This is a genomic window from Desulfuromonas carbonis (assembly GCF_054658035.1).
Genome location: NZ_BAAHXR010000002.1, coordinates 420,978 through 442,100 on the forward strand (window position 1 = coordinate 420,978; position 21,123 = coordinate 442,100).

General features: G+C 59.8%; 20 protein-coding genes, 3 tRNA genes and 1 pseudogene. All 24 read right to left on the minus strand.

Annotation, left to right across the window (positions count from 1 at the left end):
• Window position 1: 1 nt before the first annotated feature.
• The 24 genes and pseudogenes from ACYQ8E_RS04250 to ACYQ8E_RS04365 all read right to left on the minus strand — a co-directional run bounded on the left by ACYQ8E_RS04250 (window position 2) and on the right by ACYQ8E_RS04365 (window position 21,117).
• A complete protein-coding gene (locus ACYQ8E_RS04250; RefSeq protein ID WP_066727289.1) occupies window positions 2-880 on the minus strand; it encodes an ABC transporter ATP-binding protein in 879 nt (292 codons plus the stop codon).
• 7 nt (window positions 881-887) lie between these two features.
• Entirely contained in the window at window positions 888-1,655 is a 768-nt protein-coding gene (locus ACYQ8E_RS04255; RefSeq protein ID WP_459860221.1) for an MlaE family ABC transporter permease, read from the minus strand.
• 10 nt (window positions 1,656-1,665) lie between these two features.
• A complete protein-coding gene (locus ACYQ8E_RS04260; RefSeq protein WP_459860223.1) occupies window positions 1,666-3,138 on the minus strand; it encodes a hypothetical protein in 1,473 nt (490 codons plus the stop codon).
• A 49-nt stretch (window positions 3,139-3,187) separates the two neighbouring features.
• Window positions 3,188-3,352 (minus strand): hypothetical protein, encoded by a 165-nt coding sequence (locus ACYQ8E_RS04265; RefSeq protein WP_157471859.1) that lies wholly within the window; start codon window positions 3,350-3,352, stop codon window positions 3,188-3,190.
• The gene (locus ACYQ8E_RS04270) at window positions 3,349-4,320 is read right to left on the minus strand and encodes a tetratricopeptide repeat protein (RefSeq protein WP_459860224.1); all 972 of its coding nucleotides are present in this window, start codon (window positions 4,318-4,320) and stop codon (window positions 3,349-3,351) included. The genes ACYQ8E_RS04265 and ACYQ8E_RS04270 overlap by 4 nt, the downstream gene beginning before the upstream one ends.
• 17 nt (window positions 4,321-4,337) lie before the next feature.
• On the minus strand, window positions 4,338-5,147 hold the full coding sequence (locus tag ACYQ8E_RS04275; protein ID WP_066727293.1) for a hypothetical protein: 810 nt from the start codon (window positions 5,145-5,147) through the stop codon (window positions 4,338-4,340).
• A complete protein-coding gene (locus ACYQ8E_RS04280; RefSeq protein WP_066727294.1) occupies window positions 5,144-6,313 on the minus strand; it encodes an acetoin utilization protein AcuC in 1,170 nt (389 codons plus the stop codon). The genes ACYQ8E_RS04275 and ACYQ8E_RS04280 overlap by 4 nt, the downstream gene beginning before the upstream one ends.
• Window positions 6,314-6,451: 138 nt before the next feature.
• Window positions 6,452-7,855 carry a group II intron reverse transcriptase/maturase gene (gene ltrA, locus ACYQ8E_RS04285; RefSeq protein WP_066724184.1) on the minus strand — a complete coding sequence of 468 codons (1,404 nt, stop codon included), beginning with the start codon at window positions 7,853-7,855 and terminating at the stop codon, window positions 6,452-6,454.
• Window positions 7,856-8,371: 516 nt separating this feature from the next.
• Window positions 8,372-8,447: transfer RNA gene (locus ACYQ8E_RS04290), tRNA-Glu, on the minus strand.
• A 39-nt stretch (window positions 8,448-8,486) separates the two neighbouring features.
• A tRNA-Gln gene (locus ACYQ8E_RS04295) sits at window positions 8,487-8,561 on the minus strand.
• Window positions 8,562-8,620: 59 nt separating this feature from the next.
• Complete coding sequence (gltX, locus tag ACYQ8E_RS04300; RefSeq protein ID WP_459860225.1) at window positions 8,621-10,018, minus strand: glutamate--tRNA ligase; 1,398 nt, start codon at window positions 10,016-10,018, stop codon at window positions 8,621-8,623.
• A 112-nt stretch (window positions 10,019-10,130) separates the two neighbouring features.
• Window positions 10,131-10,946, minus strand: coding sequence for an AmmeMemoRadiSam system protein B (gene amrB, locus ACYQ8E_RS04305; RefSeq protein ID WP_066727296.1), 816 nt, complete (start codon window positions 10,944-10,946; stop codon window positions 10,131-10,133).
• 18 nt (window positions 10,947-10,964) lie between these two features.
• Window positions 10,965-11,786: a sulfite exporter TauE/SafE family protein gene (locus tag ACYQ8E_RS04310; RefSeq protein ID WP_066727297.1), complete on the minus strand. Its 822-nt coding sequence runs from the start codon at window positions 11,784-11,786 to the stop codon at window positions 10,965-10,967.
• A gap of 51 nt (window positions 11,787-11,837) precedes the next feature.
• Window positions 11,838-11,911, minus strand: a tRNA-Cys gene (locus tag ACYQ8E_RS04315).
• An 83-nt stretch (window positions 11,912-11,994) separates the two neighbouring features.
• Window positions 11,995-12,339, minus strand: coding sequence for a YajD family HNH nuclease (locus tag ACYQ8E_RS04320; protein ID WP_066727299.1), 345 nt, complete (start codon window positions 12,337-12,339; stop codon window positions 11,995-11,997).
• An 87-nt stretch (window positions 12,340-12,426) separates the two neighbouring features.
• Window positions 12,427-13,779, minus strand: coding sequence for a PQQ-dependent sugar dehydrogenase (locus ACYQ8E_RS04325; protein ID WP_459860227.1), 1,353 nt, complete (start codon window positions 13,777-13,779; stop codon window positions 12,427-12,429).
• Window positions 13,780-13,916: 137 nt separating this feature from the next.
• The gene (locus tag ACYQ8E_RS04330) at window positions 13,917-14,885 is read right to left on the minus strand and encodes a calcium/sodium antiporter (RefSeq protein WP_459860229.1); all 969 of its coding nucleotides are present in this window, start codon (window positions 14,883-14,885) and stop codon (window positions 13,917-13,919) included.
• 69 nt (window positions 14,886-14,954) lie between these two features.
• The gene (locus ACYQ8E_RS04335) at window positions 14,955-15,392 is read right to left on the minus strand and encodes a ParB N-terminal domain-containing protein (protein WP_459860231.1); all 438 of its coding nucleotides are present in this window, start codon (window positions 15,390-15,392) and stop codon (window positions 14,955-14,957) included.
• Window positions 15,389-16,174 carry a hypothetical protein gene (locus ACYQ8E_RS04340; RefSeq protein ID WP_459860232.1) on the minus strand — a complete coding sequence of 262 codons (786 nt, stop codon included), beginning with the start codon at window positions 16,172-16,174 and terminating at the stop codon, window positions 15,389-15,391. Before ACYQ8E_RS04340 ends, ACYQ8E_RS04335 begins: the two co-directional genes overlap by 4 nt.
• Before the next feature lie 97 nt (window positions 16,175-16,271).
• Window positions 16,272-16,754: pseudogene (locus ACYQ8E_RS04345) on the minus strand (Fic family protein); the annotation flags it as partial.
• Complete coding sequence (locus tag ACYQ8E_RS04350; protein WP_066727312.1) at window positions 16,753-17,493, minus strand: PaeR7I family type II restriction endonuclease; 741 nt, start codon at window positions 17,491-17,493, stop codon at window positions 16,753-16,755. The gene ACYQ8E_RS04350 and the pseudogene ACYQ8E_RS04345, both read right to left, overlap by 2 nt.
• A gap of 2 nt (window positions 17,494-17,495) precedes the next feature.
• Complete coding sequence (locus ACYQ8E_RS04355) at window positions 17,496-19,235, minus strand: Eco57I restriction-modification methylase domain-containing protein (RefSeq protein ID WP_197463624.1); 1,740 nt, start codon at window positions 19,233-19,235, stop codon at window positions 17,496-17,498.
• A gap of 21 nt (window positions 19,236-19,256) precedes the next feature.
• Window positions 19,257-19,466, minus strand: a complete 210-nt coding sequence (locus ACYQ8E_RS04360) for a helix-turn-helix domain-containing protein (protein WP_066727313.1) — start codon at window positions 19,464-19,466, stop codon at window positions 19,257-19,259.
• A 601-nt stretch (window positions 19,467-20,067) separates the two neighbouring features.
• Entirely contained in the window at window positions 20,068-21,117 is a 1,050-nt protein-coding gene (locus tag ACYQ8E_RS04365) for an IS110 family RNA-guided transposase (RefSeq protein ID WP_066723639.1), read from the minus strand.
• Window positions 21,118-21,123: the final 6 nt, after the last annotated feature.

The following is a 21,123-nucleotide window of genomic DNA, read 5'->3' on the forward strand; positions in this document are numbered from 1 at the left end:
GTCAATCCTCCCCCTTGATCCCCTTGGTGGTGGTGTAGATAAAGTTGCGAATCACCGGATTCTGGCTCGCCTTGATTTCAGCGGGCGTGCCGACCTCGATGATTTCACCGCCGCTGATCATGGCGATGCGGTCCGAGAGATACATGGCAAAGTTCAGATCGTGGGTGACGATAATGGTGGTCAGGTTGACTTCCTGCTTCAGGTTTTGAATCACCCGCGCCAGTTCGTCGGAGGTGACAGGGTCGAGTTCGGCCGTCGGCTCATCGTAGAGAATCAGGTCCGGGTTCATCGCCAGGGAGCGGGCGATCGCTACCCGCTTCTTCATGCCGCCGGAGAGTTCCGAAGTCGGCACCTCTTCCTTCCCGGCCAGGCCGACCAGCCGCAGCTTTTCGCGAATGATCCGTCGCACCCGGGCCTCGCTGCAGACCTGCTTTTCCCGTAGCCAGAGGCCGACATTCTCCCCCACTGTCAGCGAGTTGAAGAGAGCCGAGGACTGGAAAACCATGCTGTAGCGATATCCGGCAACCCCCTCAGGCGGCAGACCGGAGAGGATGTCGACCCCGCTGATCCGAATCGCCCCCTGATCGGGTCGTAGCAGCCGGGCAAGATGCTTGAGCAGTACGCTCTTGCCGGTTCCGGACGGGCCAATGATGGAGAAAGTCTCGCCGGCCTGGATGTCGAGGTTGATATCGCGCAGTACCGGCATCCCGGAAAAGGACTTGAACAGATGTTCGACCCTGACCGCAACCCCGGTCGAGGCCTCGTAGGGGCTGTCGAGAGGACGCTCGACAAAAGTTGCCCCGGAGAAACTGTGCACCAGGCGGCTGAACAGCCGACCTTTGCCGCTGACTCCTCTCTTTCCTTCCGGGTTCCTGGACATCATCGACCTAAAGCATGAAACGGGTGAGGAAATAGTTGGCGACGAAGATCATCAGGAAGGCCACGACCACGGCCCGGGTGGTCGATTCGCCAATCCCGCGCGCGCCACCGCTGGTGCGAAAGCCGACATAACAGCCAACCTGGGCGATGATGCCGCCAAAGACGGTGGCTTTGAGCAATCCCTTGAGAATGTCCTGGTAGCCAAGAGCCCGCACCATGTTGTCGTAATAGACACTGAAGGGGACATTGATCACCGGGTTAACGCTGCTGACCAGACCGCCGCCGGCGATGCCGATGCCGATGGTGAATATGACCAGCATCGGCACCCCAACCAGGCAGGCGATCAGCCTCGGCATGGCGAGGAAGCGCACCGGGTTGATTTCCAGAGTCTTTAGCGCATCGATTTCCTCGTAAACCTCCATCGCCCCGACCTCGGCGGCCATCGCGGAACCGACCCGGCCGGCCACCAGCAGGCTGGTCATGACCGGACCAAGTTCCTTGACCATTGACAGACCGACAATCGCACCGATCGCTTCCTGGCTGCCGTACATGGCGAGCTCGGCGCCGGTCTGCAGGGCCAGCACCATGCCGATAAAGAGAGCCATCAACGCCGCGATCGGCAGGGTACCGAGGCCAACACTGCTGATCTGCCGGGCGATGGTCGGCCAGTTGCGCGGGGCATCCTTGAAGAAATAGAGGGTCTCCAGCAGCAGGGCGAGCATCTCCCCGGTGGCGTGGGCGGTTCGGAGCAGTTTTCGACCGATCGCTTGGAGCATGAAAATTGGCTTATCCTCGGCCGGCATCCGCGGACGGAGCCTGACCCCAGGAGATTCCCCAGGGGAGAAAGAAAAAGGTCACTTTTTTGGCGGCATGATCGCGACGATAGCGGATCAGGCCTTTCAGTAAAGAAATGTCGGTCTCATTTCCCGCAGCGGAGCGAAACGCAAAGAGGGGAAAAACCTCCATGGCCACACTTTCCGCGCGCCGTTCCTGCCAGATGAGGTTCCAGAGCAAGGTATCGACGCGGTTGCCGTGAGGATCCCACTTGCACTGGTAGACGCGCCAGAGTGGCGCCCAGTTGCGTTCAATTCCGTCGCTGTTGGGAAAAAACGGCTCCATCAGGGCAAGCAGACTGAAGTGCGAAACCCCATGGACGCGCTGATAACGAAACAGCGGCCAGAAGGTGACCCGGCGCAAGCGTATTCCCACTTCGCCGGGATCGGACTCCTGAAAATCGCGATAGAGAAAAAAGAGGACCCGGTGCTGACGTCGTTGCAGGACCGGGGAATCAACACGATCGTAGCGGTAGATTGGCCAGGGAAGCCAGAGTTTTTCCTTCTCGCCGTGCCTGTCATAGGCGAACAGGGGGAAGAACCGGTTGCCGTAATCTCTCTGCCCCCGCGTTACTCCCAGAATCGGCCAGGGGAAATCCCACTTCTTATACCCTTTTTCGTGGTCTTCCCGAAAGGAAAAAAAGGGCCAAAGGAAGACCCTGCTCCTTTGCCGTGAGCTCTGGTCGCTGCCATAGAAGGGCCAGAAAGTCCGAATCCGGCGTGGATGATCGGTCTCCAGGTCGAGGTCATAATGAAAGATAAGCGGCCAGAGATAGAACTGCTTGCGATAGCTTTCCGCTTTCCTGCTGACACCGAACAGCGGCCAGGCCTTGAAGCCGGCCTCGTTTTCCCCATCCACTAGGGCGAAAAAGGGCCAGAGGATGTTGGTAACCGTGGTCGTCCCCTTGCGGGTCTGGCCATAGAGGGGAAAGAGGGCAAAACGGATAACATCGCGATTGAAGCGGTTGACGATCCGGCCACCGAGGGGAAAGAGGGCGAAACTGGTCTCCTGGCCGGGGGAATTTTTGTAAAACAGCAGCGGAAAGAGGGTAAAGGAATGTTCACGCTGGGGGGATCCGGTATTGATCTGGTCTTCGTTGAGGAGGTTGAGGAGGCTGAAAGAAAAGGTCCCCTCCCCGCCCTGGCTCCGAACCAGCGGGAAAATGAGATCGGTTGAAAATTGTTGGGAGCTCGCGGCATGGTAGAAGAGGGGACGCAGGGCCACTTCCCGTTCCTCCCCCTTGGTCTCCCATTTGAAGATCGGGCCGAGTATATGCAGGGCCGCATAGTCGGTGGAAGGTGAGCTGCGCCAATCGAGAAGGGGCCAGAGAGTTACGACCGAGCCGGTGTCTGCCTCGGAGCCGGCAGGAGCCGGAACCGGCATCAGGAGCCACAGCAGGCAGAAAATGGTGAGAAGGCGGGGCATCGTCTCTCCAGCGCTCGAAGCAGGCAGGACCAAAACCGATGAGACCGGTTCAGTGGCGATCGTCTTTCCTGGCGACCGGTGGCAAATCGGCCGGCGGCGGTTGTTGACTGCCGGCCCCTCCCCGGGCGCGGCTTACCAGCCGGAGGATGCCCCAGATCAAGAGGGCAATCAATAGAATGAAGAGGACGTCTGCGCCGCGCGGATCGTGCATCATGCCTTGTCCCCTTTCTCGCCCTGGATCCGTTCGATTCCGTCCCGGGCCGGCTGGTAATCCGAGTCGAGCTCCAGCGCCTTGCTGAAGGCGTCAAAGGCGCCAGCCGGCTCACCGGTCCGTTCCCGGCAGACGCCGAGAAGATAATAAAATTCGGCCGCCGGCAATTCCCGGGGGAGTTCTCCCTGCTCTTCCAGCTGATCGAGAAGGAGACGGGCCTCGGCAAAGCGCTCCTCGCCGCATAATTCAAGGGCATGACCGACTGCTTCCAGTTCTTCGACCAGGGGGTGATCCGGCATGCCGGCCCGGGTGATCCGCTCCAGCCTGGCGGCCAGCGCCTCCCGCGCCGGGGAAGGGGCGAGGTGGTCGTGGAGCTGGCGCCAGGAACGAGCCGCGGCCGGATAATCGCCGAGCAAAAAATCGGTCTGTCCGAGGAGATTGAGGCTGGCGGGATCGCCCGGCCGGTGTTCCAGTGCCAGGTGGAGGTGCTTGAGGGCCTGCTGCAAATGCTGGCGGCTGGAGCTCATCTCCTGATTATTCAGGGCAAGATGGAAACAGGCCATGCCGATCTGCTGGTGCAGTCCGGCGTTTTCCGGTTCCAGGAGAGCGAGAATCTTCAGCGCATTGATCTTGCGCTTGACATAGGGCGGGTCGACTTCCTTGTGGTCGAGCATCAACGCCATCGCCCCCAGGTCAGCGAGATAGTGCGGCCAGGCATCCCTGAGCAATTCAGCATACTGCCGGTTGTTGGCACCATCCGGGAATTGACGCAGATAATCGTAGAGGCTGCTACCGATGGCATCGGCCGCGGGAGCCTCGCCGGTCTGAAGCTGGCGTTTAAGCGGCAGCGGGAGGTCGGGGAGGACGACAGGGCGTTCTTCCGGCCCGACCTTGACGGTGAATCCGGCCGGCGGGGTCCAGAAGCGAAAATCGCCCCGGCCCATGGGTGCGCCTTCCTGGATATCTGGCATAAACTGTTCCTTTTTGGTTAGTACCGGCGACCGGGAAAGGTGTCGATTCGACTGTCGACTCCCGGCACCTTGTAGATTTTAACCCCGTCCCAGGGCTTGCCGAGAATACCATCGTGAATGGCCCAGCTCCGGCCGCGCACGCTCTGTTCCATGCCCGGCTGGCGAAACGGGCTCGATCCGTCGAGCCGCTGGAAAAGGATCCCTCCAGGGCGAAATTCACGATCGATCCAGAGCATCAGCTGTTTGCCGGTGGTGTAGTCAAAGCCATACCCCTCGTAGCGGATGGCGTTGCTGTAGGACAAGGGCTCGGCAACGATCATGCCGCAGCCAAGCGCGGCAACAAAACGCTCGAACTGGTGAAAAAATGGTTTGAAGAGCTGCAGTCCGCGGCGGACCTGGTGCGGCGAAAGACCGGCCTTCATGGCAGCGAGTTCGGCACCGAGGTTTCTGCGCAGGGTGCCGAAGGAATTGTCCCGCCCGGTCTCGTCGCGGTCAATATCGAATCGGGGTGCCGAAGGATCGTTGATCAGGCAAAAGGAAAGTTCAATTTGCCCGAAGGGGGTATCGGCCACTTCGACAAAAAAAAGGCAATCGGCATCATCGGGGTGAAGCCGCACCTCGATCCGCAACAGGCCAAGTCCCTCCGGGCAGATAAAGCGGACCTGACGCTGCCTGTCGGCAAAATCAAAACGTTCCAGCAACGGCACCGGGATCAGCTGGCAGTAAATCTTCTCTTTTTCCACCCGATCGAGCCGGTTGATGTCCCGCAGGGAAAAGAGCGGCAGTCCGGCCTCATCCAGCAGTTGTGATCCGGCCGGAAGCGTCATGCCCCTCTCCTGCGCGAAATACCATGCACCGGTTCCAGCCGCCGCTCGAGAAAACCAAGGACTCGCTCAAGGTCGCGCTGGGCACGGGCAAAATCCCCCGGTTGGGCCAGATGCGGGGCATCCCGCAACGATTCACCCTGCCAGCCAAGGCTCCTGGCGCGGGCCCGAAAACCGGGAGGGAGGCAATCGGACAGTTCAATGCCGCAGGCTGCGGCCCAAAAGAGAGCCCAGCAGCGGGCCACGTTGCACTTGTCGTAGCCGCCGCCACCGAGAATCACCCAGGGAATTCCCAGACTGGCCAGGGACCGGGCGGCAAACTCGTAGGAACGCGTGGTGAGCTCGAGCCTGGCCAGGGGATCGGTTCGCATCCCGTCAACCCCGGCCTGAGTCACCAGAAGATCAGGGTGGTAGCTGCGCAGCAACGGCAGGACCATGCGCGTCAGGGCCTGTTCGAAGATAAGATCATCGGCATGGCGCAGCAGCGGAATATTGACCGCATAACCATAACCGGCCCCCTCGCCGAGTTCGTCGGCAAAACCGGTGTGCGGGTAAAAATCCTTGCCATTTTCGTGAACCGAGATCGTCAATACCCGGTCGGTATCGTAAAAGGCCTGCTGTACGCCGTCACCATGATGGGCATCGAGGTCGAGATACGCGATGCGCAATCCGCGGTCCAGGTAGCTGCGGATGGCAATTGCCGCATCATTAAGATAGCTGAAGCCGGAAGCGCGCGCGGGCTGGGCATGATGATAGCCACCGGCCGGATTGAACGCGGCCCGAAAGCGATCCTCCACCACCAGCCGCATCGCTTCCAGGGTGGCGCCGCAGCAAAGCCGCGACCAGTCGTACATCTCCGGGAAGACCGGGTTTTCCACATCGCCAAGACCAAAGCGGAAATCAGCACGCGGCGTGATGGAGAGGCTGAACTCCCGCAGTCGCTGCAGATAGTCCTGGCGGTGGAAATTGCCAAGGATCTCCTCAGTCGCCAGCGGCGCTTCAACACAGGAGACGGTGGGCCCCCTCCCGAGTCCGAGTTCCTCGATCAGGTCGTAAGCGAGCCGATAGCGCTGCACCTTGAAGGGGTGCTCTTCGCCGAAGGAGACCGCAGAAAAGTGCTTCGAGGTGAGCAGGCAAAACTGCGGAGAGGCATGTAAATTCAGCGCCATGGCACGTTTGTACACTCCGTCACGGCAAAGGTCAACCGACAAATTTCACCGCCGGGCCAGCTCACGGATCGGGTAGGAGGCGGGGTCGCCCCCGCCGTCCTCCCACACCACCGTGCGTACGGTTCCGTACACGGCGGTTCACAAGGCGCTCTGAAAGCGGCGGTGCTGATCGGTCAAGCGGATCAGCCCCAAGTAGCGAAAGAAGGATGTCGGATACGCTTCATTCATGTGCGAGGCCCCTGAGTTCCACCAGGGGCCTCGCCCGTTCGTGGCCGATTTCCACGCCCGGGCTTCCGGCAATCCCCGCTGCATCAACCTCTTGGCCCGGGTATAGGGGCGCTTCCACTGTCGCCATAGAATGCAGCGCAGCTTCCGCCGCAGCCATTTGTCCAGTTCTTCGAAGATGCCTTTGACCTCCGCCAGGCGGAAGTAAGAGGCCCACCCCCGTAGCTTCGGGGTGATTTCTTTGATGACCTGAGCGAGACTGCGTCCCCTCCCCCGTCGGCAGACCTTCCTGAGTCCGGCCTTGAACCGCTTCACTCTCGACTCCGCCACTTTGAGGCGGGGTTTCTTGTGAAAGGTCATGCTGTAACCCAGAAAGACCCTTTTCCAAGGACGGTCGACGGCGCTTTTGGCGACGTTGACCTTGAGTGCCAGCCGCTCCTCCAGGAACCGGGTGAGACTGGCCATGACCCTTTGGCCGCTGCGCCTGGTCTGCACGTAAATGTTGCAGTCGTCGGCGTAGCGGCAGAAGGCGTGACCGCGCCTCTCCAGTTCCTTGTCGAACGCGTCGAGCAGGATGTTCGACAGAAGAGGTGAGAGGGGACCACCCTGCGGCGTCCCTTCCACCCTCTGCGACACAAGCCCGCCTTCGAGCACTCCGGCTTGCAGGTACCGCCGGATGAGCAGCAATACCCGCTTGTCTTCGACCTTACGGGCGACCCGCGACATGAGGATGTCGTGGTTCACCCGGTCGAAGAACTTCTCCAGGTCGATATCGACCACCCAGCGCTTGCCGTCGGCCACATGCCGACGGGCGGCTCTAACCGCCTGCCAGGCACTCCGTCCGGGACGATACCCGTAGGAGCTCTCGGAGAAGTCCGGATCGAATAGCGGCGTCAGCACCTGATGCAGCGCCTGCTGAATGAGCCGATCGCACACCGTGGGGATTCCCAGGGTGCGCACTCCCCCGTCGGGCTTCTCGATTTCCACCTTCCGCACCGGCTGGGGGCGATACGTCCCATTCAGCAACTCTTCCCTGATGGTCGGCCACTTCTCCTTGAGAAAACCGCGAAGCTCGCCCGTCGTCATCTCGTCGATGCCGGGGGCGCCCTTGTTGGCTTCCACCCGCTCTAAGGCCGCCATCATGTTCGGGCGGCTGACGACGTCTTCCATCAGCCCCCTTTCCGCTTTCGTCCAGGAAGGGTCTCTCGTTGCCGTGACGTTTGACGCACCGCTCCCATGCTCTGGCGGCTTCCGGCCGCTGCCCTCCGGGACGGCTCCCGGTATCTCGACCGGGACTTCTGCTGCTCTTGTCGTCATCGAAACGCGAGTCTCCTGAAACGACGCCTCGTGTTCGGCCCTTTGCCGGGTGGTTACTCCGGCTACTACGGCCTCTGCTGACTTCTGCCGGCCCGTCCCGACACCTTACGGTGACGGTAGCACGAGGCAGACCGACAGATCTCCCAGGGTAATGCGCGTGACCTTCCTCCCATCTACCCGCCGCATCTACAGCCCCACCCTCCCGGATGGCTATCGGGCTTTGAAGATATTGGCCTTCTCGCCCGGATGAGACTGCCTCATGCGGTTTCTGTTCGTCGGACCGGGATTTTGCCTGCGGCTTCCTTCAGATTCCACCTCGCGATGGACACCCTTGCCGTCCGGCTAGCGGTTCCCGCCATCAGGGTCCGCAGGGGACTTGCACCCCCAAGTCACTGATTCACCACCACAGTGAATCAGACAGCGCCAGTCAAGGCGCTACGCGCCATGCCTGGCGCACCAAAAAAAAAAGGTGGAGCTAAGCTCCACCTTAGTGCCTCCCCTCGGGAAGGCGTTGATTGGTGACCCCTACGGGAATCGAACCCGTGTTACCGACGTGAAAGGCCGGTGTCCTAGACCGCTAGACGAAGGGGCCGTGTCTATTCATTATCGCGATACGCGTCGCGGATGACTCTGGCTGGGGTGCTAGGATTCGAACCTAGGGATGACGGAGTCAGAGTCCGTTGCCTTACCGCTTGGCGACACCCCAAAACGAGATGGAGTATGTAACAATAATCCCCGAACGAGTCAAGGGAAAACTTTCACCCTTTAGCCCTGAAGCATTCCCCGGGCCTGGCGCAGCCGCCGCAGGGAAATTTCAGGGCCGAGAACTTCGAGAACGTCGAAAAGGCTTGGGCTGGTAGTCCCCCCGACCAGCGCAACGCGCACCGCGGGACCGAACTTGCCGAGCTTGAGGCCCGTTGCTGCCATGACCCGGCCAAAGGCCGCCTCGATGCCAGCGTGATCCCAGCTCTCGGTGGCCTCCAGCTCTGCAATCAGTGCATCAAATACCACCTGTTTGTCCGCGGTCAGAAATTTGGTCACCGCCTCGGCATCGAACTCAACTTCGCGGCGATAGTAAAAGAGCGCACCCTCAGCCATTTCGACCAGGGTATGGGAACGCTCCTGCAGGGTTTTGACCACCGCCGCCAGTGGCGGGCCGGAACCGGGATCGACCCCGCGCGCCGCCAGCTGTTCAGCCAGCAGAGTGCCGAGTCGCTCCGGGTCACCCTGCTTGATGTAATGGGCGTTAAGCCAAAGGAGCTTGTCGGGGTTGAAGACCCCGGCGGCGCGGCCGACGCTGTCGAGGCTGAATTTTTCAATCAGCTCTTCGCGGCTGAAGATTTCCTGGTCGCCATGGGACCAGCCGAGGCGCACCAGGTAATTGACCATCGCCTCGGGGAGGAAGCCCATCTCCCGGTAAGCCATGACCGAGGTGGCGCCGTGGCGTTTGGAAAGCCGGGCCTTGTCGGCGCCGAGAATCATCGGCACATGGGCGAACTCGGGAACCGGGTAGCCGAGGGCCTGATACATCTGGATCTGCCGCGGGGTGTTGTTGATGTGGTCGTCACCGCGGATCACCAGAGTCAGTCCCATCTCGGCGTCATCGACGACGACCACGAAGTTGTAGGTCGGGGTCCCATCGCTGCGCTGGATGATGAGGTCGTCTAGCTCATCGTTGGCGAAGGTAATCGGCCCCTTGATACGATCGACAAAGGTCGTCTCCCCTTCCTGCGGCGCCCGGAAACGAACGACGTAAGGGGCGTCCGGCTGATCCTGCCGATGGCGGCAGGTGCCGTCATACTTGGGCTTGCCGCCGCACTTCAGGGCCGCTTCGCGCCTAGCATCAAGTTCCTCGGCACTGCAATAACAGCGGTAGGCACTTCCATTGGCCAGCAGCTCGTCGACCTTGGCGCGGTAAAGCTCGAAACGCTGGGACTGGTAATAAGGACCCTCATCGTAATCGAGCCCAAGCCACTCCATTGCCTGGAGAATGGCATCGACCGATTCCTGGGTGGAGCGGGCCACGTCGGTATCCTCGATGCGCAGGATAAAGGTACCCCCCTCCTTGCGGGCGAGCAGCCAGTTGAAGAGAGCGGTGCGGGCACCACCAATATGTAGATAGCCGGTCGGGCTGGGGGCAAAACGGACACGCAGCTTGGACATGGAATGACTCCGGGAGCGGGTAATGGAAAGCGGCGGGATGAAGCTCGCAACGCTCGGCGACCCGCAGTATATACCGGATGGCGGCAGGGCTGACAAGGCTTTTCTGGGCAGGTCACGAAGTAGCGGCAGGCCAGATCGCGAGGCCGGCGTAGCCGACCACTTCCTGCTGGTCGCCAGTGACATCGCCGGAATTGCCATAGCGGATCAGTTCCGCCCCGGTGGCACCCAGAACCCGGGCGGCAGCAAGCAGGACGACGGTCGGCAGAACCCCGCACATGCTGATGCGGCGCTCCCGAACGGTGCGGTAGAGCCCCTCGGGGTCGAGCGCCAGGACACAGTCGATGGCGAGCTGATCCTTGCCGCGGGCAATCTCTCCCGCTTCATAATGGGTCATGTCGCTGCTGACGACAATCAGGGTCGGGTGCAGATCTTCAGCGATCAAGGTGGCGAGCCCTTCGCCAATCTCGAGGAGTTCCGTCAGCGGAAGATGACCGAGGCAGAGCGGCACAATCCGCGCGCCGGGATTTCGCACCTGGAGAAAGGGGACCTGGACCTCGAGGGAATGCTCAAAACGATGGGCGGCCGAGTCGGCCCCGGTTTGCGGGCAGCGCTGCAGCAGGCGGCCGGCAAAATCAGCGTCAACATGGACTTTGCCGAGGGGTGTCTCCCAGCTGCCGTCGGCATAGATAGCCGCAGGGTGGCCGAACCCGTGGTGATTGGGGCCGATAATGACAACCCGGTCCGGTATCGCGACCCGGGCGAAGGTTTCAGCGGCAATAGCCCCCGAATAAATATAACCGGCATGAGGCGAGACGATTCCCAGGGCCTGGCGCGTCGTGGCCTCAGGTGTCAGTTCGAGAATCTGGCGCCGCAGGAGAAGAGGATCCGAATTGTAGAACTGGCCGGCAACGGCAGCCTGTCGCAGCATTTCAGAATCCTTTCGGGGTCAGAAGAATCCTTGGTAAATCATGCGCAGCCCGATCAGGACCAGCAGCAGGGAGAAGATCGAGACGAGTTTAGCATGGGCGGTACGGGAAGCAACCCGCACCCCGAGGCGGGCGCAAAGGATACTGAACGGGGCCACAATTGCGGCGACCAGCAGATTCACGTAGCCAAGGGAGAAGGCCGGCAGATCGGGGATCTCCCAACCGTGCGCGATATAGGAGAGCGCCCCGGTGAGGGAGGAGATGACGATCAGCGCACTCGAGTTGCCAACCGCCAGTTGAATCGGCAGCTGCAGGGCGATAACCATCAGCGGTACCGCAACGACGCCGCCACCGACCCCGAAAAAGGCCGAGAAAGCACCACCCAAAAGGCCAACCGCCAGAAGCGGCAGTGCGGAGACTCGCTCATCACGGATCGGCGGGAGATGGGGTTTGAAGAGAAACATTTTCACACCGACAAGGATCTGCATCATCCCGAACAGGCCCTTGAGCCAGTCGCCGGAGAGCCGGGCGGCCAGGGCTGCGCCGATCAGCGCCCCAACGATGCCGCCGAGGGCGAGAAAGCCGACCTGGTGCCAGTCGACGTTGCCGCGTTTGCGATGACCGAGGGTGCTGCTGACCGAGGTCGGGATGATGATTGCCAGGCTGGTGCCAAAGGCGGCATGGACGATAATGTCTGGTGAAAACCCGGCAAGACCGAAAATCACCAGGAAGAGCGGCACGAGGATGACACCGCCACCGATGCCGAGGAGCCCGGCCAGGAAGCCGGCGCTCGAACCAAGCACGGCAAAGAGGAACAGAATCGGGAGCGAGAGGATATGCATAGGCGCCACAACGAAAAAGCCAGCCCGTAAGAGGCTGGCTTCAGGTTCGATTGGAGGCCCCGACCAGATTCGAACTGGTGATGGAGGTTTTGCAGACCTCTGCCTTACCACTTGGCGACGGGGCCGTACGCTGCGCTGGCAGCGCCGAGAGCCCGACATTGATACCAGATCACTCCCGGGGTGTCAAGGGGAAATGGCTGTCAAACGGTCACTCGCCCCTCCCCTTTCCGGGACCATGGAGATAGTCGCCAAGCAGGCTGCGGCTATGCTCGTCGTCGTGACACTCGACGCAGAGGTTTTCCCAGTTGCTGCCATCCGGTGGGTTATTGGCGTGGTTGCCATCCTTGTGATGAACCGTCAGCAGGTGAAGGTTCCCGGCATCGAACTCCCGTCCGCACTTGGCACAAATCCAGTCATGCAGTTTCAGGGATTTCTCCCGGTAGTTGCTGTTCTTCTCCTGCTCGGCCCGCATCCGCCGCACCCGCTCATCGATTTCGGCCTGGGAGAGGGCGGGTACCGGCCGGCGTGGTCGTCTTCCCCCGCCGCGATTCATGAGCGCAAGGCTCCCATGTCTGCCACGCTCCCGCATAATGTCGGGGTAGCGCTGCGGTTCTCGATCTGAATCATCACTGTTGCCTCCTCATTCCTTGAAGGTAATACGGTAGATGGCTCCGCTGCGATCATCACTGAGATAGAGGGCTCCATCGGGGCCAATCGCTGGCGCCACCGGTCGTCCCCAGGCCGTCCCCTCTTGAAGCCAGCCACGGATCACGTCCCGGGGTGCTCCCGCAGGACGAGCATCCCGAAAGGGGATGCCGATCAGCTTGTACCCGGTAGGAACGCTGCGGTTCCAGGAACCGTGAAGGGCGACGTAAAGCATCTCCCGAAAAGGCTGCGGGGCAGCGAACCCGGTTCCGAAGGTGATACCGAGGGGCGCCGAATGGGCCGGAATTGCAACGGCCGGCGCCAGAGTCTCGCGACAGCGCCGGGCGGATCCCAGTTCAGGGTCGGGGACCTGTTCGCCGTAGCAGTAAGGCCAGCCATAATCGCCACCGGCAACGATCTGGTTGATCTCATCGGGTGGCAGGTCGTCACCGAGCATATCCCGGCCGTTGTCGCTCCCCCACAATTCGCCCCGCAGCGGATCGATGGCGAGCCCAACGCTGTTGCGCAGCCCCCTGCCAAAGAGAACCGCGGCGCCCCCGCTAGCGGGGATTGCGAGAACGGCGGCGCGCCGGGAGTCTTTTTCGATGCAGGCGTTACAACTCGACCCGGCAGAGACCAGGAAGTCTCCCTTTTCCCCGCGCACTACGCTGCGGGTCCAATGGCCACCGCCACCGGGCAGGTCACTGGTGAGCACCTTGATTCCATCGGCCTGCAGGTCACCATCGCTGTCCCGCAATCGCAGCAGGCGACTGTTCTCTGCCACCACCAGATCGACACCCGCAAAGGTCAGGCCGTGAGGGCGATCGAGGCCGGTAGCAAAATCGATTCGACGGTCGGCCAGCCCATCCCGGTTGCGATCGGGCAGCACTGCCACCATACCGTCCCGCGGCAGGGAGACATAGAGATCCCCGGCGGGACTGAAGGCGAGCATGCGCGGCGCCCCCAGGCCCGTGGCGAAGAGGGAGACCTGGAAGCCGGGGAGGACCTGGAGAGTGCGGCGGGTTGCAAACGTTCCCTGGCGCAGGTCGTCGGTAACCTGCACTTCGACTTCCGACAAAAGCTCCCCGGTGCGGACCCGCGAGTCGCCCAGGCAGCCATGGGGCCAAAGGGGCCACAGCAGGCTGACGGCAATGGCCAGAGAGCTGCCGAGGGTGGCCCAGCGCCAGCCATGGCTGCGTCCGATGGCAAACGCGCCCAGCACGAGCAGTCCCCCGGCCGCCAGCCAGTACCAGAAGGACGGCGGCGGGATGTAACGAAACAGCAGACCAAGGGCCAATCCGCAGAAAAGCGAAAATGGCCCGAACAGGGCTGACAGCAGGCGTAGCATGGCGTCCCCCCAAAATCGCGGTGGATATCCCAACTATACCATGCGGGAATGCGGCCAGGAGTCTTGGCCGGAGGTTAGCGCGGAACCCGGCCGGGAAGGGGTTTCCGGGGACGAAGGGTCTATCGCCGGCGCTGGTTCTACCCGAACAGGGTACTGACCAGGTAGGCTGTATAACCGAGGTAACAGGCGACCAACACCGCGCCCTCGATGCGATTGATGCGGCCCGGGCCCCGGAACCCGTAGCCGATCACGAAGAGCGACAGGGTCAGTACGGCCATCACCAGCATGTCGCGATTGAAAACCTCTGGCCCTACCGCCATCGGGTGAATCGCACCGGCGATACCGACCACCGCCAGGGTATTGAAAAGGTTGGAGCCGAGGACGTTGCCGAGGGCGATATCGTGCTCCCCCTTGCGGGTGGCGATGATCGACGAGGCGAGTTCCGGCAGCGAGGTACCGACCGCAACGATAGTCAGGCCGATGATCAGGTCGCTGACGCCGAAGCCGTGGGCGATCTTCACCGCGCCCCAGACCAGAATGCGGGAGCTGGCGATGAGCAATACCAGCCCCACCACCAGCCAGAAGACCGCACGGCGCATCGGCATGGCACGGACATCGAGCTCCTGCTCCATTTCGCTGCCGAGGGTATCGGTCTTTGTCCGCATCCCCTGCCAGACGGTCCAGGCCATCAGGCCGCCGAACAGGGCCAGTAGCACCACGGCATCGAGCCGGGTGATCCCGCCATCCCAGATCTGCCATGCCGCCAGGGCGGTTACCAGGGTGAGGATCGGCAGCTCCTTGCGCAGCACCTGCGAATGAACGGCGATGGGGCTGATCAAGGCCGTCACCCCGAGGATCAGGGCGATGTTGGTGATATTCGAGCCGTAAGCGTTCCCCAGGGCGATCCCCGGGTTCCCCTGCGACGCGGCCAGCGCCGACACCACCATCTCCGGCGCTGAGGTGCCAAAACCGACGATCACCATGCCGATCAAGAGCGGCGGCATGCCGAAATGGCGGGCGGTGGCGGCCGAGCCCTCGACAAAGCGGTCGGCGCTCCAGACGAGGAGCGCCAAGCCAAAGATTACGGCGATAAAGGCCAGGGTCATACAGCTCCTGTTTTTATAGCGATGCCCCAAGGAATTTTTCAAACCTGCGGCACATGCGCGCGAGGGCATTTAATCAAAAGTTGGGTTCAATTCCCCGCAGCTTGCTGCGCGATTTTTACTAAGGGTGTAGGCTGTTGATACCCCGTAGCTTGCTGCGGGGTAGTTCATTTCGGCGTGGGTCATCTGGTCATAATCGTCGGGCAAAATGCCGTCATCGGCCACCGATTCGCGCAGCTTCTCCAGCGGATCAACCTGATACTCCTCGTACAGGGAAACCTGGCTGATAATGGACCCGCCAAGCAGCCAGAGGTGGTCGCGATACTGGGCGAAGGTCTTTCGGGACAATCCCTCGTCATAAAGCGCCTGCAGAAAACCGGCAAACCAGGGCAACAGCTTCTTGCCGTAGGCGAGATCTTCCGCAACGCCCATCCAACTCTTCGGCCACCTGTCGAAATCTGGTGCCCAGGCGCGAAAACTTTCCGTTTCACTGCTCCAGATCAAATTCACATCACCCCCAGAATCCACCCCTCTACCTGGGCCACGGGGTATTCGCCGGGCAGCATGTCGGGCTTCAGGAAATTTCCGATGGTGCCATCCGTATCAGACTTTTTCAGCCAGGCGGCAGCAACGTAGGCATCGTGCTGGTCGGGCGTGCGGCCCTCCCGTGGAGTGCTCTTGCTCCACAACGACGGGTAGACCTCCACCAGCGCGGATTTGCCCGCAGGAATTTCCCAGCCATCGAAGGGCCAGAAGTGGATGCGGTCTCCAAGTTGATTGCGCAGATACCGAAGCCAGGGCAGCCCGGCGTGGGTCGATTTGGCCACCGAGCCGGGCACTTCGAAATGAAAGACCGACTTGGCCCCGGCCCGCTCCTCGGTGATGCGCCGCCAGCGGGCGCTACCGGAACGGGCCTCGCCTTTGCCCCGTGAACCGTGGCGAATGAAATCGACGTAAATGTGTTCGGCGTCGGTCGGCCAATGCTTCTGAAAATCGTCGAGGAAAGTGGGCCAGTCCGGCTCGAGCCAATGAACTTCAAAATAACGCAGGGGAAAGGAAAAGCCATGGTCGATACCAACGATGGTCGGCACATCCCCGGATAACTGCTCCGCCAGCCATTCCGCCAAGCCGCGCCGGGTCCAGTATTTGCGCGGACTGGGCGGCGGTTCGATTTCAACCGGCATAGATTCGTGGCTGGCCTCGTAGACCCGGAGCCCCTTTAAGCTGGCGTCCGGGGTTTCCGCGCCGGAGTAGTCGATGCCGAAATAGCGTTGAAAGGCGGGATACATCATAAACTCTCTTTCTGACATTTACCTGGTCGGTCACTTGGTCGGTACTTGATCGCTGAGCCAGGGCATGTCACAAGCCATGTCGTGAGTTTGTCACAAGTTATCCACCGCCGGGCCGGGCCACCACCTGACGGCCCTTGTCGGTCAGGCGGTATTTCTGTTTGCTGCTGCGCGGCTTGTCGGGGAGGGTCATTTCAACCAACCCAGCCTCCAGAGCCGGGAACAGATATGCCTTGCGGAAATGTTCATCATCTTTCAGCCCGAGCGCCTCTTTGAGTTGCTGCCGGGTCATCTCTCCAGAAAGGACAGAGAGCAGCCGGACTTCCGGGGTGACTTCCGGTGCGACTTCCGGGGTCGAGATGCTCAAAGTATCCAAAATCATCCGCAGCATGAAGGTGATGAAGGGAGCGGAATCGGTCTTGTGGGTGCTTTCCTGAATAGCCTGTTAGTACTCGGCCTGGTGCTCGAAAATCAGGCTTTCCACCGGGATGTCGGCGAACAGGGGATTCCAGCGGGCCAGAATCAGGCTTTGCCATACCCTTCCTAAACGGCCATTGCCGTCGGCGAAGTGGTGAATGAATTTATTCCAGCCTTGCAGCTTCAGCAGCAATATGCCCAGCAAGGGACGTTACAAAAGTTTTGAGACTGGTCATTGAGGACAGTGAGGAAAATTCACCATTGCCAGCGGCGGTTCTCGGTGAGGCGATAAGCGAAGCAGTTGTATAGAGCTGTTCCTGTGTCAGTTTCTGGCACAACAGATCGTACCGCTGAAGATATGAAGCGCCCTTGAATTCCTCGAACACTGGGAAATGGGGGGAGTTGTCCTTGATCGAAGAACTGGATTCCAGGGCCTCCTCAACCAGCATCAGCCAGCCAACAAACGGTCGAGGCTGTTTGCCGAAAGCACCCTCGCGATAGGCCGTCCATAAGTCATGGGCCGTTCCAATGGCCTCTTCTGTCCTGTTGTTGAAATTATTTCCGAAAGAAGGTCCGACCTGACTTTTCAGCTCTATGGCCGCGATCAACTCGCCTTTGTGGATGACAAGCAGATCCCAGAGTTTGGTTGGCCGAAAGAAACCGGGCAACGTCAGAACTGCGCGTTTTTGGTGGATATCGGCATTTGCAAGACCGTTAGCGCGGATCACATCCAATATCAATGCGATGAAGCCGTCCATGTTTTTTCCGGCAGTAACGCCAGCTCGTTCGCCTTGGTCGGACTTGCCCGATTCAATCTGCTTCTGCCTGGCGGCTTCCCGGTTTCCCCAAAACGCCTGCACCGCTTCACGAGCCTTGCGCTCGTAATCCACGAGGTCAATTGCCATCTTCATTCTCCATTGCCGCCAAAAGCGGATCGTTCTTCTTGATTCAGGTTGTAGAGCTTAAAAACCGCTCTGTTACAGGCATCAAGATCACGGGTGGTCGCGGCATGGATCAACTCCCGCCGAAGATTCTCAGATACGTCCTGCCAGAAGGGGATGCGGATGCGCCGCAGGTACTGCGCCTGAAAACGCAGGTAACCTCCGCGCATTTTTGTTGAATAGGTCGCCACAAATAGCTTGGCGATGCCGGAAAGCAATACGGCCTGTAAGGCCCGCAAATCCCAAGTGTCTGAGACGACATAGTAAAGGTTGTGGTGCGGATAGAGTTTGCCGGGCTCAAAAACAATATGAGCCTCGCCCTTAATATCAGGTATCAGCAATTTCGGCTGCCTGGTCAGCTCCGGCCATATCCGGTCAATCGTCCGGTACCAATTTGACGGTGCTTTCTGTGCACAGTGGCGCTTTGCAATGACCGACTTTCGTTCTTCAAGGTAGCTGGCCAACTTGGGGTAATCCCGCAAATCGACAAGGCCGCCGTCATCTGCGAACGGATTGATAACGCCTTGACCTTGCCAGACGACTTCACCGGATTGAATGTCACGGGTCGCCACAAGTGGAAGTTTTCGGTCGGTCTCGACGTCAAGAGAATCGAATTTCCCGATAAACGCCTTATCAGCGCCAGTGGCCACACCAATCCCGACCTTACAACCTGCTTGTTCTAGTGTGGAAAATTGGCTCTCGATACGTCGAATCAGCGACATTTGATCCGACGATTCCAAAAGCCAAGGTTCAGAACCACTTACCACTCCAACTATTTCTCGAACTGATGAATCTTTTGGCAGGAAATTCGAGTTGATATCCACAGCAACGCAAGCGAGCGTCTTTTTGTCGATCTCAGGTCTATGGGCGATACGGGTAGCACTTGTTTTCGATTTGGTAATAACGGTGATTGCCGGATAAGCACTGACTTCGGAATGAAAGGCATTTGTATCCACCATATCGACATAGGCTTTGAGATGGAAACCTCTTGCTATGAACTCCCGCAATGGACCGCCATAGCGGTTTTTCATCCAGCGGTCGGCGCAGATAAAACCAAGAGCTCCGCCTTTGTCGAGAAGAGACAGCGAATGTTCGATGAAGGGAATGTAGAGGTCGGCACGGTCATACATCGTCTGATAGCGACGACGGTATTCAGACAACAACGGAGCTGGTATCAGTTCTTGCCGGACATATGGCGGATTACCGACGACGAAATCAAAGCTGGTGTTTTGTCGCTCAAGAAGGAAATCCCCCTGAATCAGCCATTGGTCGGCGAGAGCTGAAGCAACGAATGTCGAAATCCCCTCATTTACAAGTCGATTGACGACGGTCTTGTGTGTGGAGAAAAATGTTGCCTTATGTAACTCCACACCACGAACGGCCCCTCCTAATTCAACGTCAGCGGCAGAAACATTCCCGCCATGCTCTCGCCACGCAGCAAGTAGTCGTTCAACAATGGGAAGAAGGAAATCGCCCTCTCCAAAAGAAGGCTCCAAAATACGACGGTGGTGCAATGGCTCACTGGCGACGTAGCCAACCAGGTCGAGAATAAAATCAACGACCTCAATGCGCGTAAAGATTGCCCCCCGGGCTTCAATGCTACTGTTCGAAGCCAGCGTTTCAATCGCGTCAGTAACCGCCGCCGGTCTCGGGAAGGCTGAAACATCCAACAGGTCGAAGAGTGTTGGCTGTATCAGGCTCGGCATGACGATCCCTCTTTAATGTGGCTATCCATTGTTGACCGATGCCTTTTGTGTTGTTGTTTGTCGCAGGCTCTTCATCCAGTCATCGATCTCATCCCGGTCGAACCGCCACTGAGTTCCAATCTTTGAGCCTGGCGACTCGCCTTTCTGGGCCAGCTGATAGAACTTGCTGCGGCTCATCTTCAGATAGCCGGAAAGCTCCTCGATGGTCAGCCATTTGTCTTTTGGTTCCATGTCGGTCACCGCGTTTCTGGGATCAGAAATAGTGTATGATAACAAAAAACAACGAATACCAGGAAGATTTTCAAGACAAAACCCTTATCAGGCCCCCGGCCGTCAAGGGTAAAAAAGTCCGATAACGAAAAAGGTTTTCCCTCCCGTTCTTTGACATGCGACTGATCACTTAAGAGCCAACCGGGTTCCGGCTTGGGATTCTCTTCTGGCTGCAGACGAATTCTGCTCCAAACACTTATCGAGGCTCTTGATGCAGGGGCCGGTCTTTGTCGACCTGGTTCTCCCTGCCGCCTGGAATCACGCTCGTGCCCTCATGCCGTCCCAATCAAAATAGCGAGGTCCATCTTGGTGCCGATGGCCGCAGTTAGGTGCGGGATCGGGGAAGGGGCAGAATCCGGCGCGGGCCCTTTGGACCATCGCGCAAGCTGTTGGAGCGGGGCGGACCTCCAATCAAAACAAACCGGCTGGCGGAAGTTGGCGGATGATGCGGCCCAAGTCGGGCTGTTGGCCCAGAAGTCTGCGCTTGCTTATGGCCGCCGAGCTTATCTCGCCGCTGTGGTTGCCTCCAGTTAGACGGTCTGGCTGATCCGCCCCCTCCGCGTCAGGCGGCCTTGCGCAGGAACCTGTCCTGGTCGAAGGGCACCTGATTTTTGAGCATGTAATAGACGGCACGACCGAGACGATGGGCCAGGATGGCCAGGGCTTTCCCCTTGCCGTGCTTGCTGGCCAGGCGTTGCAGCATGGTTTGAGCCGGCTTGTTCCCTTTGAGCATCAGCACCACGGCCTCGCCAAAAGCCCAGCGCAGATGGGCGTTGCCGATCTTCTTGCCCGAATGGCCATAATGCTTGCCGTTCGATTCCTTGCCCGGCTTGACCAGCCGGCAATAGGAGGCAAAGTCCTGCTCGCGGGGGAAGCGGGCGATGTCCTCGATCTCGTAGAGCATCACCATGCCGAGGATCTTGCCGACCCCGGGAATCGATTTGAGCAGCGCCAGGTTGATCGGATCATGACCGGTGGCGATGCGCTCCAGTTCCCGCTCCAGTCGATCCAGCAGCTGTTCGTAATGTTCGATGGTGAGCAGGTCGACCTCGACCATGCGACGTACCACCGAATCGGGAAACTTTTTGAGCAGATCACCGCGCTCGCTCGGTTTGGCGATACGTCCCAGCGGCTCGGGGAGGTTGTACTGGGTGGCGGTGTTCTGGATGTGGGCGAAGAGTTCGCCCCGTTTGCGGGCGAGATGATTGCGGCGGCGCAGCAAGTCCCTCGTCGCCCGCATCGGCTTGGGGTAGGTATAGGCCAGCGGAAAAGAACCGCCGCGCAGCAGTACGGCGATCTTGTGGGAATCGATGCGATCGTTCTTGGCCTTGCCGCCGTGAATTGCCTTCATGTAGAGGGCATGACCGAGGACGAAGTCAATCTCCTGCTCGGTGCACAGATCGGCCAGCCAGTACCAGGTAAACATGCACTCGCAGCCGACCACGATGCCGGAGCGGTAGGGTTTGATCAGTCGCAGGAAGTTTTTCGGTTTGGTCGGGATGTTCTGATGAACCACCACCTCGCCGGTCGCATCAAGGATGCAGACGTACATGGCGTCTGCATGCAGATCGACGCCGCAATAGAATTGGTGCTGTTTCGTGTAGAATTTCATGGTGCA

Excerpts from the sequence above, each read along its gene's own strand:
- ACYQ8E_RS04360 (WP_066727313.1), bottom strand. The coding sequence starts at position 19,466 with ATGGAACCAAAAGACAAATGGCTGACCATCGAGGAGCTTTCCGGCTAT.
- ltrA (WP_066724184.1), bottom strand. The coding sequence starts at position 7,855 with ATGACGACAAGAGCAGCAGAAGTCCCGGTCGAGATACCGGGAGCCGTC.
- ACYQ8E_RS04355 (WP_197463624.1), bottom strand. The coding sequence starts at position 19,235 with ATGCCGAGCCTGATACAGCCAACACTCTTCGACCTGTTGGATGTTTCA.
- ACYQ8E_RS04275 (WP_066727293.1), bottom strand. The coding sequence starts at position 5,147 with ATGACGCTTCCGGCCGGATCACAACTGCTGGATGAGGCCGGACTGCCG.
- ACYQ8E_RS04365 (WP_066723639.1), bottom strand. The coding sequence starts at position 21,117 with ATGAAATTCTACACGAAACAGCACCAATTCTATTGCGGCGTCGATCTG.
- ACYQ8E_RS04255 (WP_459860221.1), bottom strand. The coding sequence starts at position 1,655 with ATGCTCCAAGCGATCGGTCGAAAACTGCTCCGAACCGCCCACGCCACC.
- gltX (WP_459860225.1), bottom strand. The coding sequence starts at position 10,018 with ATGTCCAAGCTGCGTGTCCGTTTTGCCCCCAGCCCGACCGGCTATCTA.
- ACYQ8E_RS04325 (WP_459860227.1), bottom strand. The coding sequence starts at position 13,779 with ATGCTACGCCTGCTGTCAGCCCTGTTCGGGCCATTTTCGCTTTTCTGC.
- amrB (WP_066727296.1), bottom strand. The coding sequence starts at position 10,946 with ATGCTGCGACAGGCTGCCGTTGCCGGCCAGTTCTACAATTCGGATCCT.
- ACYQ8E_RS04265 (WP_157471859.1), bottom strand. The coding sequence starts at position 3,352 with ATGATGCACGATCCGCGCGGCGCAGACGTCCTCTTCATTCTATTGATT.
- ACYQ8E_RS04260 (WP_459860223.1), bottom strand. The coding sequence starts at position 3,138 with ATGCCCCGCCTTCTCACCATTTTCTGCCTGCTGTGGCTCCTGATGCCG.
- ACYQ8E_RS04280 (WP_066727294.1), bottom strand. The coding sequence starts at position 6,313 with ATGGCGCTGAATTTACATGCCTCTCCGCAGTTTTGCCTGCTCACCTCG.
- ACYQ8E_RS04250 (WP_066727289.1), bottom strand. The coding sequence starts at position 880 with ATGTCCAGGAACCCGGAAGGAAAGAGAGGAGTCAGCGGCAAAGGTCGG.
- ACYQ8E_RS04350 (WP_066727312.1), bottom strand. The coding sequence starts at position 17,493 with ATGGCAATTGACCTCGTGGATTACGAGCGCAAGGCTCGTGAAGCGGTG.
- ACYQ8E_RS04310 (WP_066727297.1), bottom strand. The coding sequence starts at position 11,786 with ATGCATATCCTCTCGCTCCCGATTCTGTTCCTCTTTGCCGTGCTTGGT.
- ACYQ8E_RS04320 (WP_066727299.1), bottom strand. The coding sequence starts at position 12,339 with ATGAATCGCGGCGGGGGAAGACGACCACGCCGGCCGGTACCCGCCCTC.
- ACYQ8E_RS04330 (WP_459860229.1), bottom strand. The coding sequence starts at position 14,885 with ATGACCCTGGCCTTTATCGCCGTAATCTTTGGCTTGGCGCTCCTCGTC.
- ACYQ8E_RS04340 (WP_459860232.1), bottom strand. The coding sequence starts at position 16,174 with ATGATGTATCCCGCCTTTCAACGCTATTTCGGCATCGACTACTCCGGC.
- ACYQ8E_RS04270 (WP_459860224.1), bottom strand. The coding sequence starts at position 4,320 with ATGCCAGATATCCAGGAAGGCGCACCCATGGGCCGGGGCGATTTTCGC.